Annotated in this window: 15 protein-coding genes; 4 read left to right on the forward strand and 11 right to left on the reverse strand. The window is 69.8% G+C overall.

Going from position 1 to position 18,580, the window contains the following annotated elements; all coding sequences use genetic code 11:
• Positions 1–100 precede the first annotated feature (100 nt).
• Positions 101–1,141 carry an enoyl-CoA hydratase/isomerase family protein gene (locus tag FXO18_RS10295; RefSeq protein WP_235900600.1) on the reverse strand — a complete coding sequence of 347 codons (1,041 nt, stop codon included), beginning with the start codon at positions 1,139–1,141 and terminating at the stop codon, positions 101–103.
• 89 nt (positions 1,142–1,230) lie between these two features.
• Here FXO18_RS10295 and FXO18_RS10300 point away from each other — a divergent pair, with 89 nt between their 5' ends.
• Positions 1,231–1,689 carry a carboxymuconolactone decarboxylase family protein gene (locus tag FXO18_RS10300; RefSeq protein WP_149361025.1) on the forward strand — a complete coding sequence of 153 codons (459 nt, stop codon included), beginning with the start codon at positions 1,231–1,233 and terminating at the stop codon, positions 1,687–1,689.
• A gap of 174 nt (positions 1,690–1,863) precedes the next feature.
• Here the strand turns inward: FXO18_RS10300 and FXO18_RS10305 are convergent, their stop codons facing one another.
• The 9 genes from FXO18_RS10305 to metG form a co-directional block, all read right to left on the reverse strand.
• On the reverse strand, positions 1,864–2,541 hold the full coding sequence (locus FXO18_RS10305) for a DUF4166 domain-containing protein (RefSeq protein WP_149361026.1): 678 nt from the start codon (positions 2,539–2,541) through the stop codon (positions 1,864–1,866).
• Between the two features lie 61 nt (positions 2,542–2,602).
• Positions 2,603–3,685, reverse strand: coding sequence for a VOC family protein (locus FXO18_RS10310; RefSeq protein WP_149361027.1), 1,083 nt, complete (start codon positions 3,683–3,685; stop codon positions 2,603–2,605).
• 10 nt (positions 3,686–3,695) lie between these two features.
• Entirely contained in the window at positions 3,696–4,628 is a 933-nt protein-coding gene (ppk2, locus tag FXO18_RS10315; protein ID WP_149361028.1) for a polyphosphate kinase 2, read from the reverse strand.
• Positions 4,629–4,669: 41 nt separating this feature from the next.
• Complete coding sequence (locus FXO18_RS10320) at positions 4,670–6,469, reverse strand: ABC-F family ATP-binding cassette domain-containing protein (protein ID WP_149361029.1); 1,800 nt, start codon at positions 6,467–6,469, stop codon at positions 4,670–4,672.
• Positions 6,470–7,474 carry a 4-(cytidine 5'-diphospho)-2-C-methyl-D-erythritol kinase gene (locus FXO18_RS10325; RefSeq protein WP_149361030.1) on the reverse strand — a complete coding sequence of 335 codons (1,005 nt, stop codon included), beginning with the start codon at positions 7,472–7,474 and terminating at the stop codon, positions 6,470–6,472.
• 11 nt (positions 7,475–7,485) lie between these two features.
• Positions 7,486–8,400 (reverse strand): 16S rRNA (adenine(1518)-N(6)/adenine(1519)-N(6))-dimethyltransferase RsmA, encoded by a 915-nt coding sequence (gene rsmA, locus FXO18_RS10330; protein WP_149361031.1) that lies wholly within the window; start codon positions 8,398–8,400, stop codon positions 7,486–7,488.
• A 116-nt stretch (positions 8,401–8,516) separates the two neighbouring features.
• Positions 8,517–9,650 (reverse strand): transglycosylase family protein, encoded by a 1,134-nt coding sequence (locus FXO18_RS16215; RefSeq protein WP_149361032.1) that lies wholly within the window; start codon positions 9,648–9,650, stop codon positions 8,517–8,519.
• A gap of 573 nt (positions 9,651–10,223) precedes the next feature.
• Positions 10,224–11,054 carry a TatD family hydrolase gene (locus FXO18_RS10340; protein ID WP_149361033.1) on the reverse strand — a complete coding sequence of 277 codons (831 nt, stop codon included), beginning with the start codon at positions 11,052–11,054 and terminating at the stop codon, positions 10,224–10,226.
• Positions 11,055–11,061: 7 nt separating this feature from the next.
• Positions 11,062–12,897 carry a methionine--tRNA ligase gene (metG, locus tag FXO18_RS10345; RefSeq protein ID WP_149361034.1) on the reverse strand — a complete coding sequence of 612 codons (1,836 nt, stop codon included), beginning with the start codon at positions 12,895–12,897 and terminating at the stop codon, positions 11,062–11,064.
• Positions 12,898–13,032: 135 nt separating this feature from the next.
• Between metG and FXO18_RS10350 the strand changes: the two genes are divergently transcribed.
• On the forward strand, positions 13,033–14,562 hold the full coding sequence (locus tag FXO18_RS10350) for a DUF2786 domain-containing protein (RefSeq protein WP_149361035.1): 1,530 nt from the start codon (positions 13,033–13,035) through the stop codon (positions 14,560–14,562).
• A gap of 51 nt (positions 14,563–14,613) precedes the next feature.
• The gene (locus FXO18_RS10355) at positions 14,614–15,876 is read left to right on the forward strand and encodes an aminodeoxychorismate synthase component I (protein ID WP_149361036.1); all 1,263 of its coding nucleotides are present in this window, start codon (positions 14,614–14,616) and stop codon (positions 15,874–15,876) included.
• A 160-nt stretch (positions 15,877–16,036) separates the two neighbouring features.
• Here FXO18_RS10355 and rsmI read toward each other — a convergent pair whose 3' ends face one another.
• Positions 16,037–16,870, reverse strand: coding sequence for a 16S rRNA (cytidine(1402)-2'-O)-methyltransferase (gene rsmI, locus FXO18_RS10360; RefSeq protein WP_149361037.1), 834 nt, complete (start codon positions 16,868–16,870; stop codon positions 16,037–16,039).
• Positions 16,871–17,044: 174 nt separating this feature from the next.
• Between rsmI and FXO18_RS10365 the strand changes: the two genes are divergently transcribed.
• On the forward strand, positions 17,045–18,514 hold the full coding sequence (locus tag FXO18_RS10365; protein ID WP_149361298.1) for a dolichyl-phosphate-mannose--protein mannosyltransferase: 1,470 nt from the start codon (positions 17,045–17,047) through the stop codon (positions 18,512–18,514).
• Positions 18,515–18,580 lie beyond the last annotated feature (66 nt).

An 18,580-nucleotide genomic window follows, 5' to 3' on the forward strand; every position in this document is an offset into this window, starting at 1 on the left:
GGCGGTATCGGTGGCAGCTGGGGACGAGAGGTAGCGGCTGCGCCAACTATCCGTGGCGGCTTCGGCCACAGTCGCCACCGCCGGCTAGCGCACCACCGGCCTAGAGCAGCACGGCGTCGATATCGGCGGGATCGAGCTCCGCGAGGGTTGCTGGCGTCCACGCTGGATTGCGGTCCTTGTCCACGAGCACCGCGCGCACGCCCTCCGCGAAGTCGGGGTGCCGGGTGACCGTCACGGTCAGCGCGAGCTCGCGGTCGAGGCATTCGCGCAGCGTGGAGACGGCACCTCGCTCGACGAGGCGGGAGGTGATCCATGCGCTGCGCGGCGACACCGCCTCGAGCGCGGCGAGGGTCTCGCGGTGCCACTCGGAGCTGCCTGCGGAGAGGCGCTCGATGATGCCGGTGACCGTGGTGGCGGAGAAGCACTTCTCCACATCGTCGAGGACCGCAGCGAGCGGGGCAGGCCCCGGATCGGTGACGAACGATGCCACGACCGCGGCCGGATCACTGGTTGCCGCGAGCGCCTCCGTGAGCTCGCCGAGCCGCGCGCTGGGCACATGGTGGGTGGCGAGGCCGCAGGCGAGCGCATCGGCGGCACGCACGCGGGCCCCGGTCAAGCCGAGGTACTTGCCGAGCGCGAGGGCACCGTGATTGTTGATCGCGAGCCGCGGCAGGAAGTAGCTGGCCCCGATATCGGGGAAGAACCCGATCGCCGTCTCGGGCATCGCCATCAGCGCGTTCTCGGTGACGACGCGGATGCTGCCGTGGATGGACACACCAAGGCCGCCTCCCATGGCGGCGCCGTCGATCAGTGCGATGAACGGCTTGGGATACGTCGCGATGGTCTCGTTGAGGTTGTACTCCTCGCGGAAGAACGCATGGGCATCATCGTGCCGGCCCTCGAGAACCGCTGTGCGGATGGCACGGATATCCCCGCCCGCGCAGAACGCCCGCGGGCTGGCACTGCGGATGATGACCGAGCGGACGGCGCTATCGTCGCGCCAGGCATCGAGCGCGCGCTGCAAATCGCGGATCATGCCGGGATCGAGGGCATTGAGGGCCTTGGGCTTGTCTAGCTCAAGGATCCCGGCTGATTGGCTCGTCCGGGCGGTCACTGTGGAGGTGGGCGCGTGATCCGGCACGATGTCCTCGTTTCGTTTCCGTATCTGTAGGGTCGGCACCGACGCTACCCCGCCCCGGGGGCAGCAGCGACGCAATAGGGTGGTGTGCCATGAGCGAAAATCATCGGGTCGATGTGGCGGATCCGTCGTCGGGCACCTACCTGGGCTTGATCTCGCTCAACCAGGAGGTCTCGACGATCGCCCGCCAGTCCGGGATCCCCCACGGCCTGACCGAGCTGCTGAAGATCCGGGTATCGCAGATGAACGGGTGCGTGCATGCGTTGCAGCACCATTCCGCCGAGGCCGTGGAGGCTGGCGAGGACCAGGATCGCCTCGCTGTGCTGCCACTGTGGCGCCGCTCGGGAATGTTCACCTCGCTGGAGCGGGCCGCGCTGTCGCTGGCCGAGTCGATCACGGAGCTGCCCGGCCAGGACGTGCCCGCCAAGGTGGTGCGCGAGGCCCGCATGGTGCTGTCGCACGACCAGTTCGTCGCGGTCTCCTGGATCGCGGTGATGATCAACTCCTGGAATCGCATCTCGATGATCAGCGGGCGCCCCGTCGCGTCGTAGGGCTGGTGGGTGCGGGGCTGCGGTTGGGCCGCAGGCGTCCCGAGGTGGCAAACGCACCGGAAGCCGCCAAACGCGATAGAAAATTCGCCGGATTTCCCGCCGCTTCTATCGCGTTTGCAGCCAGCCCCCGCGCACCCAGGCCCCGCGCAGCCAGGCCCGCACCGCTAGGCCCCCCTACTCAGCAGTCACGAGCTTCTTCGTGCGGGCGCGCGCCGGGATGCGGCCGGGCGGGCAGTCCTCCTCGGTGACGGTGAAATGCCCGAGGTAGAAGAACATGCGCCCGAGCACGGGGTTGCGCACCTCCACCTGGATGCCGTGGCGCTTCTTCTTCGCATCCCACCATTCGCGCGCCTCGGTGGTGGCGGAGGCGAGAGCGGGCAGGCGCGGCTGGAGCGGCACGAGGAAGCGGGGCGGTCCGCTGGTGAGGCGCAGTCCTCCGTCGGCATCGACCCACACCTGGGTGCGCACGGCCATGTCCGGCGCGGCCCCGAGGTAGTCGATGACACTGGCACCGATGCTGCTGGGCACCATCACCGAGTCCATCTTGCTGGTGCGGCGACCGAAGTCGAACGTGCGGACGTAGGAATAGGTCTCGCGCCCCGCATCGTCGAGATAGGCGTAGTTCTCGACGGTGAAGGGGATGTCGTAGCCGGTGTGGGCGGGAGCGACGCGGCGCGCCCCCAGCATCCAGGCCATGGGCGCGGGGATCGCCAGCGAATGGCTCATCTCCTCCATCACGCCTGTGCCGATCTGGCGGCGATGACCGGATGAGGCGAGCGCGAAGCGCCATTGCACCTTGGGGTGGAGTCGCTCGAACCGGGATCCGAGGGCTTGCTGGATGACCGAGGGCATGAGTCAGGTTCCCTTCCGTGCGGTGCGCGCTACCGATTCTGCCCCAGGAAGCGCCGCCGGGTCAGGAGCCGAGGTAGAAGCGACCGCCCTGGGGGTCGCGGCAGTGCGCTGCCACGCCGTACTCGCGGGCCTCGGGGCCGGCGAGGATCTCGCCGCCATTGCTGGTGACGACATCTGCTGCGGCGATCGCATCCTCGACGCGCCACATCGGGGTGATGGTGGTGGTCGCTGCCCGGGTGAGGCCTGTCATCGGGTGCACGCCGGGCATCTCGTAGCCGCCGCGATCCTCGCTGCCGTCGAACGTCCAGCCCACCACTTGCTCGTAGAACGCGCGGGCCCGGTCGGGGTCGTCGCATTCCAGGGTGATGTACGCGGGGTCGCCGGGTCCTTCGCCGTTGATGGAGGGCCGGCGCTGCGCGGAATCGGTTCCCACGAGCTCGAAGGAGATGCCGTCGTAGGTGTGGCACACGGTGGCCTCCACTGCTCCCCCGGCGTCGAGGACGCGCTGGCGGGCGGCCTCGACGTCGGGCACAGCGTAGGCGCAGCGCAGCACGGTGCGGTGGTGCCCGCCCTCGATGCGGATCGGCACGGTGGCATTCTCGACGGTGAAGCCGTTGCCGTCGGTGGTGGTGTCCCAGCCGAGGACGGCGCCGTAGAAGCGGGCCGCGATATCGGCATCGGGGCAGCACAGCGTGAACGCCGCGATATCGCCCTGGTGGAGGACGCCGCCGAGAGGCGCGGCGAGCAGCCAGCGATGCCCGAACGGATCGATGAGGGACGCGTTGCGCTGCCCGTGGCTCTCGTATGTCCAGCGCTCGACCCGGCCACCGGCCTCTCGGGCGTGGGTGAGCACGAGGTCGGGGTCGTCGACGGGGATCATCAGGCTCACCGAGGCGGTGCCGGTGCGGGGCGCGGTCAGGCCCATCTCGGGGAACTCCTCGGCGACGTAGATCACGCCTTCGCCGATGGCGAGCTCGGCATGCCCGATGCGGCCATCCTCCATGGTGATGGGTGTTCCCAGGATCTTCGCGTCGAACACCTTGCTGTACCAGGTGAGGGCCTCGCTGGCACCGCTGACGGTGAGGTACGGGACGGCTCCGGGCCGGGGGAACCCGGCGGGCGCGCTGGTCTGCGGGGTGCTCATCAGTAGTGGATCACTTCCCTGCTGCTTGCTTCGTGCTCTTGCTCGCTGGCTTCATGCCCGCTGTTTTCTTGCCAGCGGACCCGTTGGTGGCCGCGGCGGCCTCGCGCATCAGGTCACCGGCAAGATCATGGACGTAGCGGAACTGGTCGCGCGGGGGGCGCTCGTAGTTGTGGGCGACCGGTCGCGGCGGGATCGTCACCGACGGTGGCTGCACATGCTCGTACGGCACCGACTCCAGCAAATGGTTGATGACGTTGATGCGGGAATTGCGCTTGTGCTCGCCCTCGACGGTGTGCCAGCGCGCCTCGGGGATGTCGGTGTGCACGAACATCTCGTCCTTCGCGCGCGAGTAGTCCTCCCACCGCACGATCGACTGCAGGTCCATCGGCGAGAGCTTCCACTGCCGCAGCGGATCATTCAGCCGCGAATGGAACCGTCGCTCCTGCTCCACGTCCGACACGGAGAACCAGTACTTGTTGAGGATGATGCCGTCCTCGACGAGCAGGCGCTCGAAGATCGGCACCTGGTGCAGGAACTTCCGGTACTCGTCGGTGGTGCAGAAGCCCATCACCCGCTCCACGCCGGCCCGGTTGTACCAGGAGCGATCCATCAGCACGATCTCTCCCGCCGCGGGCAAGTGCTTGATGTAGCGCTGGAAGTACCATTCGCCGCGCTCGCGCTCCGTCGGCGCGGGCAGGGCCACCACCCGGCAATGGCGCGGGTTCAGGTACTCGGTGATGCGCTTGATCGCCGAGCCCTTGCCCGCCGCATCGCGTCCCTCGAAGATCGCGACCACGCGTGATCCCGACTCCTGCACCCAGTGCTGCATGGATACGAGCTCCGACTGCAGCCGCTCGAGCTCGCGCTCATACAGCTCGCGGGGCATCTTCTTCTCCCGCGCCGGATGCTTGCCCTCATGCTTCGCGGACTTCTTGCCAGCCATGCCCCGAGGCTACTCGCCGCCACCCTGCTCGCGGGGCAGGTTCAGCCCCACTCCTCGGCGAGCTCGAGCCATTTCTCCTCGAGCTCGGCCTGCTCGGTCTCGCGGGCGCGCAGCTCGGTGTGCAGTTCCATGGCCCGCTCGGGGTCGGTGGCGGCGGCGGCGAGCTTCTCGTGGAGGGTGGCTTGCTGCTTATCGAGCTTGGCGATGGCGCGCTCGAGGCGGGAGAGCTCCTTCTGGGCGGCGCGGTCAGCGATGCCGTCCCGTGATGCTCCCCCTGATTGCGCACCGGCTGGCTTCTCGCCGGGCGTGCCCGCAGGCGCGGCGGCCTCGCTGATGTCGCGGGCGCGGCGCTCGAGGTATTGCTCGATACCACGCGGCAGGTGGGTGAGGTGCCCGTCGCCGAACAGGGCGTGCACGGAGTCGCAGATCCGCTCGATGAGGTACCGGTCGTGACTGATGACGACGAGGGTGCCCGGCCAGCTGTCGAGGAGGTCCTCGAGCTGCTGGAGGGTGTCGATATCGAGGTCGTTGGTGGGCTCGTCGAGCAGCAGCACGTTGGGCTCGGACATCAGGATGCGGGTGAGCTGCAGCCGCCGCCGCTCGCCGCCGGAGAGGTCGACGACGGGCGTCCATTGGCGGGCCGGGGGGAAGCCGAGGCGCTCGGCGAGCTGCGAGGCGGAGAGCTCCTTGTCACCGAGGACCACGCGCTGGCCGACATCCTCGACGGCTTCGAGCACGCGCATGCCGGTGGGCAGGTCGTCGAGCTCCTGGCGGAGCCAGCCGAGCCGCACGGTGGTGCCTTGGATGCGTCGACCAGTCTGGAGAGTGGCCTCGCCGCCGAGTGCGCGCAGGAGAGTGGTCTTGCCGGAGCCGTTGATGCCGACGAGGCCGATGCGCTCGCCGGGCGCGAGCCGCCAGGTGACGTGGTCGAGGAGGACACGATCGTCCGGGGTGGCGAGGGTAACGTCCTCGAGCTCGATGACGACGTTGCCGAGCCGCTTGCTGGCGAACGCCGAGAGGCTCACCGTGTCACGGGGCGGCGGCACGTTCGCGATCAGCGCCTCGGCTGCCTCCACGCGGTAGCGGGGCTTAGAGGTGCGCGCTTGCGGACCGCGGCGCAGCCAGGCGAGCTCCTTGCGCGCTAGGTTGCGGCGGCGCTCCTCCTGCGTGTCGGCGATGCGGGCACGCTCGGCGCGGGCGAAGATCCAGTCGTTGTAGCCGCCCTCGTAGGTCTCGACCTGCCCGCCGACCACTTCCCATGTCTCGGTGGCGACGGCGTCGAGGAACCAGCGATCGTGCGTGACGACGACGAGCGCGCAGCGGCGGCCCACGAGGTGCTCGGCGAGCCATTGCACGCCCTCGACATCGAGGTGGTTGGTGGGCTCGTCGAGGATGAGCAGGTCGAGCTCCTGCACGAGCGCGGCGGCGAGGGCCACACGACGGCGCTCCCCGCCCGAGAGGGTGTCGACGGGTGTGTCGAGGTGACGCTGGGCCTCGCGCAGCCCGATGCCGGTGAGGATGCCTCGGATGCGCGCGTCGGAGGCCCACTCGTGCTCAGCCATGCCCAGGGGGCCGAAGATGGTCTCGCCGATGGAGATCCCCGGCGGCAGCTCGCTGCGCTGCGTGACCACCGCGATGCGGACATCGTTGCGGCGGCTGACCCGGCCACTGTCCGCATCGGCGACCCCGGCGAGGATCTCGAGCAACGTTGTCTTGCCGCCACCATTGAGGCCGACGACACCGATGCGCTGGCCCTCGCGCACGCCGAGGGAGACCTCGTCGAGCAGTGGCTTCACCCCGAATGACTTGGTGACGTTCTCCAGGTTGACCAGGTTCGCCACTCAGGCGCCTCCTTCTACGGGATCGAGATCGTCATCGGGCTGGGTTGGTGCAGGTTCGCGGCGCGGGGGGCGCGGAGGTGGCGCGGTGACGAGCCGGGCGCCGGGCACCGGTCCGGTGGCAGTGCGCACGGTGCGGCAGACCCCGGTCGAGGAGACCTCGACGCTGACGTTGATGGCATCGTCCTCGTCCGCGCACAGGAACGCGCAGGTGGGCCCGGAGCCGGAGACGATAGCGGCGAGCGCACCGGCGTCCCGGCCCGCGCGCAGGGTGCGGCGCAGGGCGGGCATCAGCGAGATCGCTGCGGCCTGCAGGTCATTGCCGAGCAGCGGCGCGAGCTGCTGCGGGTCGCCAGCGGCGAGCGCGTGCATCAGGTCGTCAGCGGCGCCGATGCGCGGCGGGGCGCCCACCGCGCGCAGCCGGTCGAGCTCCCGGTATACCGCGGGCGTGCTCAGTCCGCCCTTCGCGAAGGCGAGCACCCAGTGGTACGTGTTGCGCGACAGCACGGGCAGGAGTTGCTCTCCCCGGCCCACGCCGACGCTGGTGCCTCCGCTGAGGGAGAAAGGCACGTCGCTGCCGAGGCGGGCGGCGAGGTCAAGCAGCTCTGGGCGGGTGAGCTCGAGCTGCCACAGCTCGTTGAGCGCCACGAGGGTGGCGGCGGCATCCGCGCTGCCACCGGCGAGGCCACCAGCGACGGGGATGCCCTTGGTGATGGCGATCTCCGCGCGCGGTCCACGCTTGCCGTGCCCGGCCTGCTCGGCCATGAGCTCGGCGGCCTGCCACACCAGGTTGGTCGAGCCGAGGGGCACGTCGTCGGCGCCCTCGCCGCGCACCGAGATGGAGATCGCGTCGGCGGCGCGGACGGTGATCTCATCGTGCAGCGACAGTGCCTGGTAGACGGTGGTGAGCTCGTGGTAGCCGTCGTCGCGCAGGTCACCCACGGCGAGGTGGAGGTTCACCTTCGCGGGGGCGCGGGCAACGATGGGGGCATCAACGACATGAAGCACGGTGCATCAGCCTAGTCGTCGCTCGGTGGTGCGTCGCGCCCCGGATCGCGCGGGGGCGTGGCTCCCGCGGCCGCGACGGCGGCGATGCGGACGAAATCGGCGATGCCGAGCTTCTCTCCCCGCTCCGATGGCTCGACGCCGGCGCTGCGCAGGATGCGCTCGGCCTCCTGCGCGCTGCCTGCCCAGCCCGCGAGGGCGGAGCGCAGGGTCTTGCGGCGCTGCGCGAACGCGGCATCGATGAGGGTGAACACAGCGCGCCGCACGGCAGGCTCCATCGACCAGGGCGGGGCCGCGTGGCGGGTGATGCGGACGAGGCCGGAGTCGACGTTGGGCGCGGGCCAGAACACGGCCCTGCCGACGGATCCGGCGCGGCGCACCTCGCCGTAGTAGGCGGCCTTCGCGCTCGGCACGCCGTAGGTGCGGCCGCCGGGGGGCGCGGCGAGCCGGTCGGCGACCTCCGCCTGGACCATGACCAGGACGGTCCGCACGCTGGGCAGCTCGGCGAGCAGGTGCAGGATGACCGGCACGGCCACGTTGTACGGCAGGTTCGCCACGATCGCGGCGGGATCACGGCTGCCCTCGGGAAGGTCGTCGCGCCGCACGCGCAGCGCGTCGGCCTGCACCACCGCGAGCTGATCGGTGTGTTCGGGGGCGCGGGCGGCCAGCGTCGCGGGGAGCTGCGCGGCGAGCGCGGGGTCGATCTCCACGGCCACCACCGGATGCCCGGCCGCGATGAGCGCGAGGGTCAGCGAGCCGAGGCCCGGCCCCACCTCGAGGACGGTCTCGCCCGGCGCGACGGCGGCGCTGGTGACGATGCGCCGGACGGTGTTGGCGTCGTGCACGAAGTTCTGGCCCCACTGCTTGGTGGGCCGGAGCCCGAGCTGCTCGGCGAGAACGCGGATATCGGCGGGACCGAGCAGGTTCACAGCATGCGAGAACCCCGAACCGGTGGGCTCGGGGTTCTCGTGCTGGCGCGTGGTGTTCAGTGCGGCCTCATCGTGCGGTCAGGCGGCTGCGGGCCGCGAGGACGTTCGGGCTGGGATCAGCGCAGTCCAAGCTTGGAGGAGCAGGCCGGCCATGCGCCCCAGCCCTGGGTCGCGCGGACCTTCTCGGCCGTGGCGATCTGCTGCTCGCGGGTGGCGAGGTTGGCGGTGGGCGCGTACTGGGTGCCGCCGTGCGCCGCCCAGGTGCCCTGCGAGAACTGCAGGCCGCCATAGTAGCCGTTGCCGGTGTTGATGGACCAGTTGCCGTTGGACTCGCACTGCGCGAGGGCGTCCCAGGTGCTGCCGTTGCTGATGGCGGGCGCGGCCGGGCGGGGCTTGGTGCCCTTGCGGACGACCGTGGGCTTGGCCTCGGCGCTGATGTCGGTGGCGACGCGGGTGCGGCCGGACTCGCCGTCGCTGTTGTGCACGACCATGTAGGTGTTGGTGGCGCGGCCCGGGGTGCCGGCGACCTCGATGCGGCTCTCGCCCTCGAGCATCGACGGATCCTCGATGATCTCCTCGGTCGGCGCGACCTCCTCCTCGAGGGTCTCGCGGACCAGGCGGAGGCGATCGACAGCGATCTCCATGCCCTCGGTGACGACGGTGCGCTGGTGCGGAGTGACGGCGTCGAAGCCATCGAGCGGGGCACCGACCTCGGCGAGGACATCCTCGACGGTCATGCCGGTGGTGACGTGCTCGAAGGTGTTGGCGCCATCGGTGATGGTGACGGGCTTCGGCGTGGTCACGGCGAGCTCGAGGCCGTCGATCGGGAGGCGCTCGGAGCGCGAGGCGGAGACGCCGAGCTCGCGGTTGGTGAGGTCGAGCTGGGCGAGTGCTTCCTCGACGGTCTGGGCGGTGGTCCAGACCTCGCGGATCTCGCCGTCGATGTTGAGGGTGAGCAGCTTCGCCTTCTGCAGGGTGATGGTGGCGCCGCTGTCGATGTCGGTGCTCGGTGCGGGAACCACGATGTCGTGCTCGGTCAGGTCGAAGCCTGCTGCCGAGAGTGCGCCCTCGACGTCGCCACTGAACGTGGAGACGGTCTGGGTCTCGCCGTCGACCTCGATGGTGACGTCCTTCTGCATCGCCATCGCGGTGCCGGTTCCGGCGGCCATGGTGAGCAGGAGCCCACCGGCGACGATCTGGACCTTCTTGGACTTGGGGCTGAGGGCGGCGAGGGTGGTGGAGCGCGACATTGTGTTCCTGACCTTTGCGTGTACGAGTGTCCGAGCAAGAGATGAAGGGGTTGGTGCGAGCGCCGTTGCTCTCCCCTGTCGGGCATCTCCATCCCGGCTGTTCGATAACAGAACCGTAACGAGCCAGTGCTAGCTGGAGCAAGCGTTTTGCCCGGAATGAGACGCGACCCACAGTGCAAAACAGATCAGGTTTACTGGGGTGCATATGGGATTTATGGTGCCCAACCGGCCCGAGATAGTAGCTCTGAACTGGTCTTTTACCAGCTCAATACCTGGCCCTGGGCAACACCTGCAACCACTCCAGCCCCATGGGCCCCGTGCTTGCTACTGTGATCGGGGCCACCGCTGTGCAAGCAGCAGCTAACGCCAGCAATCACGCTTAGATAACAGGCAGTGTTACTAACCGGGCTGCGAGGGGGCCCGTGGGACGCGCAGGCTTGGGCGGCCCTGCGCCGCCGTCACCACCGCAAACGCACCGGAAAACACCAAACGCGATAGAAGCGGCGCCCGATTCCCGGCAGCTTCTATCGCGTTTGCGGCTGGCTACAGCCTCCCTAACTGGCAGCAGGCCCCCTAGAGCCGATACACCCGCCGCGCGGTGGCCGTGGTCCCCGCCGCCACATCCTCGGGCGCCTCGCCGCGCAGCTCCGCGAGCGCGCGCACGGTGTAGGGCAGGCAGTACGACTGGTTGGGCGCGCCGCGGTAGGGGTGCGGCGTCAGGTAGGGCGCGTCGGTCTCGACCATCATCTGCTCGTGCGGGATGAGCAGGGCCGCCTCGTGCAGGTCGCGGGCGTTGCGGAAGCTGACGGTGCCCGAGAGGCTGAGGATCCAGCCGTGATCGAGGCAGGTGCGCGCCATGGACGGCCCCGAGGAGAAGCAGTGGAAGATGACGCTCTCCGGCGGGCCCTCGGACAGCAGGACGCGCACGAGGTCATCGTCGGCCTCGCGGTTGTGCAGCATCAGTGGCTTGCCGATCCGCTTGGCGAGGTCGATGTGCCAGCGGAACGCATCCTCCTGCTCGCTACGGGTGGCGCAGCCCTCGAGCTTGCCGGGCCAGTACCAGTCGAGACCGGTCTCCCCCACGGCGACGGTGCGCTCGTCGAGAGCGAGCTCCTCGATGCGCGCGCGGGCGTGATCGTCGAGCGCGTTGGCACGGGTGGGGTGCAGCGCAACGGCGGCGTGCACGCGATCGTCCCAGTGGGCGAAGCGCACAGCGTTCTCGGCGGCGTCGAGGTCATCGGCCACGGTGACGATGGTTCCTACCCCGGCGCTGTCCGCGCGGTCCACGATGGCACGGAGCGACTCCTCATCATGGGCACCGCACGCGTCGAGGTGGGTGTGCGCGTCGATGATCGGGGCAAGCCGCTCGGGAAGCGGGGGTGCTTCGCGCTTGCTTGATCCCATCAGGGCCTCACTTCTTGATCGGTGCCCACTCGGGGCCGGTCTCGCCGATCTCGGGGTCGAGCTTGGCGAACAGGGGCCTCGGCTTGCTCAGTGGCGTTCCGGGCGTGATGCTGGTGCGCTCCCACCGGGCCTTCTCGCTGGCGTAGTCACCCATGATGACGGGATAGCTGCGTCCTTCCTTGGGAAGGTTGGCGCCAACCGGCGCGGTGCGGGCGGTGTTGTCCTCCACCTCGTGCACCTCGGGCTGGGCCGCCCACACGCCGGTGCCACCGAGCGCCTCGTGGACCTGCTGCGAGGCATGCGGCAGGAAGGGGGTGAGCAGGGTGTTGGCATCCGAGACGACCTGCAGCGAGGTGTGCAGGACGGTGGCGAGGCGGTCGCGCTGGTCGGGATCCTTGGCGAGCTTCCACGGCTCGAGCGCGGAGATGTACCGGTTGGCGGCGGTGACGACGCGCATGCCCTCGGTGGCGGCGGCGCGGAAACGGCTGCGTCGCAGGTGGGCCCCGGCAGTCTCGAACGCGGCCTCCGCGGTGCGGAGCAGCTCGGCGTCGGCGTCGGTCAGCGTCGCGGGGCGGGGAATCTCGCCGAAGTTCTTCTGCGCCATCGACACCGAGCGATTGACGAGGTTGCCCCATTCGTTGGCGAGCTCGAAGTTGGTGCGACGGATGAACTCGTCCCAGGTGAAGTCGGTGTCCTGGGATTCCGGACCGGCGACGGAGATGAAATAGCGCAGCGCGTCGGGGCCGAAGTCCCGCAGGAAGTCACGGACATAGATGACGGTGCCGCGGCTGGTGGAGAACTTGGAGCCGCTCATGGTGAGGAACTCGCTGGAGACGACCTCGGTGGGCAGGTTGAGCTCGCCGAACATGCCGGGCTCGCCGCCGTGCTCCCCGGCGCCACGGTAGCCGAGCAGCTCGGAGGGCCAGATCTGCGAGTGGAAGGTGATGTTGTCCTTGCCCATGAAGTAGTAGGACACGGCCTCGGGGTCGGTCCACCACTGGCGCCACGCATCAGGATTGCCGGTGCGCACGGCCCACTCGATGCTCGCGGACAGATAGCCGATGACGGCGTCGAACCATACGTACAGCTTCTTGTCGGGACGGTCCTGCCAGCCATCGAGCGGGATGGGCACGCCCCAGTCGATGTCACGGCTCATCGCGCGGGGCCGCAGGTTCTCGATGAGGTTGAGGCTGAACCGCAGCACGTTCGGGCGCCATTCGGTGCGGCCCTTGAGCCAGATCTCCAGCGCCCCGGCAAGGGACGGCAGATCGAGGAAGAAGTGCTCGGTCTCGATGAACTTCGGCGTCTCGCCATTGAGCTTGGAGCGCGGATTGATCAGGTCGATCGGGTCGAGCTGGTTGCCGCAGTTGTCGCACTGGTCGCCGCGCGCGCCGTCGTAGCCACAGATCGGGCAGGTGCCCTCGACGTAGCGGTCGGGCAGCGTCCGCCCAGTGGAGGGACTGATCGCCCCGGTGGTGGTCTTGGGGACGAGGTAGCCGTTCTTGTGCAAGGTACGGAAGAGTTCCTGCACCACCGCGTAGTGGTTGCGCGTGGTGGTGCGGGTGAACAGGTCGTAGCTCAGGCCCAGGCCAGCGAGGTCGTCGACGATGACGCGGTTGTACCGGTCAGCGAGCTCCTGGGGCGTGGTGCCCTCCTGCTCGGCCTGCACGAGGATGGGGGTGCCGTGCTCGTCGGTGCCCGAGACCATCAGCACGTCGTTGCCGGCCATTCGCTGGTAGCGGGCGAAAACGTCCGACGGGACGCCGAAGCCGGAAACGTGGCCAATGTGGCGGGGGCCGTTGGTGTAGGGCCACGCAACCGCCGTGAGCACTCGGGTAGACATGCCCCAAGCCTATTCGGTCATGCACGGGGAATCCCAACCGCAGTGCCTGGGAGCGCCGTGCGGCTGGTGAACCTTTGATGTCGCGGCTGCGTCGCTCCCACACCTCATCGGCGGATACAGGCATACTGCACTGCCATGGGGACGACCTCCGAGGACAACGGCAGCCCAGGCCGGCGAGACCAGGCCCAGCGCGATCAGGCACAGCGCGGGCAAGGCCAGGGCGATTCCGCGCTGGGCGCGCTCGGCGCGCGGCTGCGCTTCCCCTCCTGGGCGACGCGCCGCCCCGGCCAGCCCCAGGATTCCGCCTCCGCCAGCCACGGGGGCAGCGCGCGCAATGCGGACACCGAGGAGCAGTGGAGCTGGCCCGGCGGCATTGTCCGCCCCGGCACCGACGCGCACACCCTCGTCATGGAGATGGTCCTCGACGGCGCGCATGCCAGTGTCGGCAGCCGCCGCTCGCGCGCGCATGCCACGAGCATCGCCGACCGGCTCGCTGCCATCGATGCGGGCCGGGAGCCATGGCTGGCCACCCGGGTGGCGTCCGAGCTGCTGCTCGCCGCGATGGACTCGCTGTACGAGCATGGCTGGCAGCCGCTCGACGTGGTGCACGTGGTGCGCCGGGCGCATGCCGCACCAGTGCTCGAGCTCGCGGTCGCGACGGTGACGCATCAAGCAGTGCTCGCGAACGCCGAGCACCGTGCTCCACTGCCGTGGGTCGAGCAGCTGCGCGAGGTCGAGCAGTCGTTCCCCCGCCTGGCCGGGACCATGCGCCGCGCGGCCGTGCACAATCCTGCCGGCCGACCGTTCCTGCTGATGATCGACTACCCGCAGGTGCTGCACACCGATTGGCAGTCGGTGCTCGCGCTCCTTGGCCAGTGGCATGACCTGCCGGTGTGGCCCGTGGTGTGCGCGACGCCGTCGCAGTGGCCGGAGCAGCGGATCGACACCGATGCCAGCGCGCCCACGGTGGAGCCGCGCGTGCTGAACCGGGTGCGGGGCCTGCTCGCCAAGGCCGAGGCAACGACCTACCAGGGCGAGGCGGAGGCGTTCACGGCGAAGGCGCAGGAACTGATGACGCGCTACGCGATCGACGCGGCGATCCTCAGCGCGACCGTGGACCGCACGGACGTGGTGACCCGGCGCGTCCACATCGAGAACCCCTACACCAAGTCCAAGGTGCATCTGCTGCACGAGATCGCGCTCGCGAACCGGGTGCGGGTGGTGTGGGATGCCGAGTACTCGGTCGCCACCGCTGTGGGAACACCGGTGGATCTGCGGCAGGTCGGGCTGCTCTACGAATCGACACTCGTGCAGGCCACCCGATCGATGACGGCGATCGGTGAGTCCAGCAAGGATCCCGCGACCCGCTCGGCGAGCTTCCGCCGCGCATTCCTGTTCGCCTACGCGGTGCGGGTGGGGCAACGCTTGCAGCAGGTGGGCGAGCACACCATGGCCGAGGAGGCGCGCCGCAAGCGCCAGGACGGCCAGGACCTGCTGCCGATCCTCGCGGCGCAGGACGCTGCCGTCAACGACGAGTTCGAGCGATTGTTCCCGCAGACCGAGAAGCAGACCGCCGCACCGATGGATGCGCGTGGCTGGATCGCGGGCAAGGTCGCTGCCGACCAGGCCGTGCTCGCGCCCGCCGGGGCGAGCCTCGAGGCGTGAGGATCAGCCTGGCGTAGGTCACTGCCGGGCGCGCGTGCGACTCTGTAGAGCGTGCGATACGAACGGTTGGGCGCGGGCAACCCTGCGGCCGAGGTGCTGCGTGCCCTGGCCCGCGGGGCACGATCGCGTGGCCTCGCCCCGCCCGCGGCTCTGACGGGCGACTGGTTCGGCTCCCGCGCGATCATCGCACCGTCGATCGCGGTCGCACCGCCGAGCGAGGGCGCGCAGCCATTCGGACTGGACACGGCTGAGCTCGAACCACCAGAGGGCGCCCCGGAAGGTTTCTTCGGCGGCGGATGGTTCGGCTACCTCTCCTACCCCGACGGCACGATGGACGGGCGCTCGGGCCCGCTGCCCGCTGCAGCGTCCGGATACGCGCCCATGGTGCTCCGCCTCGACGCGGACGACTGCTGGTGGTTCGAATCGCTCGCCAGCGCCCACTGCCCTGGTTGGGTGCGCGATGCCGTGCACAGTATCGCACCGGCGGCCTCGGAATGGTCGTGCGAGTGGCTTCCGCCCGACCGCGCGGCGCACGAGCACGGCGTGGAATCCTGCCTCGAGGCGATCCGCGACGGCGAGGTCTATCAGGCGTGCGTGTGCGGGTTCTTCCAGGGCCGCTTCGTCGGCGAGCCCGTGGACTTCTTCGCCGATGGCATCACCGCCACCCGGCCCGCGCGCGCCGCGTTCCTCACCGGCGCCTGGGGCGCGGTCGCCTCGCTATCGCCGGAACTGTTCCTCTCCCGGCACGGCGGCATCGTCGAATCGAGCCCCATCAAGGGCACCCTGCCCATCACGGCCGATCCCCGGTTGCTGCGCGAATCGGTCAAGGACGTGGCCGAGAACGTGATGATCGTCGATCTCGTCCGCAATGATCTCGGTCGCCTCGCCCGCCCCGGTTCGGTCACGGTCACCGAGCTGCTGCGCATCCACCCAGCGCCCGGAGTGTGGCACCTGGTGTCCACGGTGCGTGCGGGCATCGATCCCGGTGTGCCGGTGGCGGACCTGCTCGGGGCGACGTTCCCGCCCGCGTCGGTGACGGGGACGCCGAAGCTGCGCGCCCGTCGCTTCCTGCAGGAGTGGGAGCCTGAGCCGCGCGGGGTGTATTGCGGAACCATAGGCGCCCGCTCCCCTGTCGCTGGGCTGGAGCTGAACGTCGCGATCCGCACCGTCGAGCTCGGGCCGGCGACCGGAACCGCGCGCTCCTGCCGCCTCGGTGTGGGCGGGGGCATCACCATCGACTCACGCGCGGACACCGAATGGCACGAGTGCCTCGCCAAGGCCGCGACCATCGTGGGGCTCAGCTCGCGCGGCTAGCTTGGGCTGGCCCGGTCCGGTACCGCGAGTGTGCCCCGCGAGTCCGCGAGTGTGCGAAGAACGACAGGCTTCGCGCTCCGAGCTGTCGTTCTTCGCACACTCGCGGTGCAGGTGGGACAGCTGCGGCACGTGGGAGACCGGGCACCCCGACCAGAGCCCCCTACTCGTCGCGGCGCTTGAGGTATTCCTGGTACAGGTCGCGCTTGGACACCCCGGCGTGCTCCGCGATGACAGCACACGCTTCCTTGAGACGGCTCCCGGCCTCGACTAGCCGCTCGACGTCGCGCACGTGGTCGATGGCCTCATCGGTGGTGGTCGCTGCTCCGGCGAGGACAACGGTGATCTCGCCGCGCACGTTTCCGGTGGCCCATTCAGCAAGCTCGGCGAGGGTGCCGCGGACGACTTCCTCGTAGGTCTTGGTCAGCTCGCGGCATACGGCCGCGCGGCGCTCGCCACCGAGGACCGTTGCGGCGTCGGCGAGGGACTCGGCGAGACGGTGGGGTGCCTCGAAGAACACGCAGGCGCGGGCCTCGTGGCGGAGGGTCTCGAAGTAGGCGCGGCGGGCTCCGGCCTTGCGGGGCGGGAAGCCGTCGAAGCAGAACCGGTCGACGGGCAGGCCCGAGAGGGCGAGGGCGGTGGTGACGGCGGACGGGCCGGGCAGGCACGTGACGCGCAGGTCATGCTCGGCGCACGCGGCGACGAGGCGGAAGCCTGGGTCGCTGACCGAGGGCATGCCGGCGTCGGTGATGAGCAGGACGGTGGCGCCGTCGGTGATGTCGCGGACGAGTTGCTCGATGCGGCTGTGCTCGTTGTGGTCGTAGAAGCTGAGGATGCGTCCGGTGATGGTGACGCCGAGCGAGCTCGCGAGCTGCCGGGCACGGCGGGTGTCCTCGGCGGCGATGACGCCAGCGGTGCCGAGGGCCTCGATGAGGCGGGGCGAGGCGTCGCGAACGTCGCCGAGGGGGGTTGCCGCGAGCACCAACTGACCAGTCATGGTGGTACAGCCTACGATCGTGGGGTGACGGTTCTCGAACTCGCGCGTCGATCCGGGGTGCGCCGGTCCCAGCGCGATGGTTCCCCGGCTCATGCGGGGCCGCCACGGCATCCGGTTCCTGGCCGCTTGGAGCGCCGCGATTCGCCGGGGAGGGTGGATCCGGTCGAGGTGCCGATGCCGTCGGACCGGTTGCGCGGCTGGATGGTGGCACTGTTCCTGGCGGTGCTGGCGGCGATCACGCGGTTCGCGCGGCTGGGCACCCCCACCGACGGCGGCATGCCGGTGTTCGACGAGAAGCATTACGTGACCCAGGCGTGGCAGATGCTGCAGGGCGGCTGGGTGGAGGAGAACCCGGCGTACGGGCTGGTGGTGCATCCTCCGCTGGGCAAGCAGTTGATCGCGCTGGGCGAGGCGATGCTGGGCTACACGGCGCTGGGGTGGCGGTTCTCGGCGGCGGTGGCCGGTGTGGTGCTGGTGGTGCTGGTGACGCGCATCGCGCGACGCCTGGCCCGGTCCACGCTGGTGGGGGCCATCGCGGGGCTGCTGGTGCTGGCGGACGGGCTGACGTTCGTGACCTCGCGCATGGGGATGCTCGACATCTTCCTCGTGGTGCTGGTGGTCGCGGCGTTCGGCTGCCTGGTGATCGACCGCGATGACGTGCGCTCGCGGTTCGCGCGGGCGTACGAGGAGGGCCGGATCGGCGCGTCCGCGCTGGGACCGCGCATGGGCGTGCGCTGGTGGCGGTTCGCCGCCGGGGTGCTGCTGGGGCTCGCGGTGGCAACGAAGTGGTCGGGGCTGTACTTCATCGCGTTCTTCGGAGTGATGAGCGTGGCGCTGGATCTCGCGGCCCGCTATCGGTACCGGGTGCGCCGCCCACTGCGGGGGACGCTCGCGAGGGACATGGCACCCGCGTTGTGGGCGCTGCTCGTCGTCCCTGCCTGCGTGTACCTGGCGAGCTACTGGGCGTGGTTCACGAGCGAGACGGGCGTGGACCGGCATGCGGTGGGCCAGGATGTGGGAACGGGCGGGGCGTGGTCGTTCCTGCCGGACGCCGTGCGCTCGTTGTGGCACAACCATGCGACCATCCTGGAGTTCCATGCGGGCCTGACGAACTCGGCAGGGCATCTGCACCCGTGGGAGTCCAAGCCGTGGACGTGGCCGATGGGGCTGCGCCCGATGCTGTACTACTTCGCCGATGGCAGCGAGATCACCGGCTGCGGCGCGGGCGCGTGCGTGCGCGCGGTGATGCTGGTGGGTACCCCGGCGCTGTGGTGGGTGGCGCTGCCGGTGATCGCATGGTCGGTGTGGCGGACCGTCGCGCACCGGGATGGCCGGCACGCGCTGGTGCTGACGGGGTACCTGGCGGGCTTCCTGCCGTGGTTCGCGAGCCTTGATCGGCAGATGTACTACTTCTATGCCGCTCCGATGGCGCCATTCCTCGCGATTCTGGTGGCTCTGGCGCTGGGTGACCTGCTGGGTGCGTCGCGCCGATCGGAGGAGCGGCGCGTGCTGGCCCGGCTGGTGGTGTGCTGCTACCTGGCGCTGGTGATCGTGAACTTCGCGTGGTTGTACCCGATCCTCTCAGCGGTGCCGATCACCGAGGAGTTCTGGCAGTGGCAGCTGTGGCTGCCGAGCTGGCGGTGAGTGCCCGCGGCCGCTGATGCCGAGTGCTGCGGGCGCGGAGGCGATTCGGGCTTGTCGGTCCCTAGT

The organism is Lolliginicoccus suaedae (assembly GCF_008312885.1).
Taxonomy (GTDB): Bacteria; Actinomycetota; Actinomycetes; order Mycobacteriales; family Mycobacteriaceae; genus Lolliginicoccus; species Lolliginicoccus suaedae.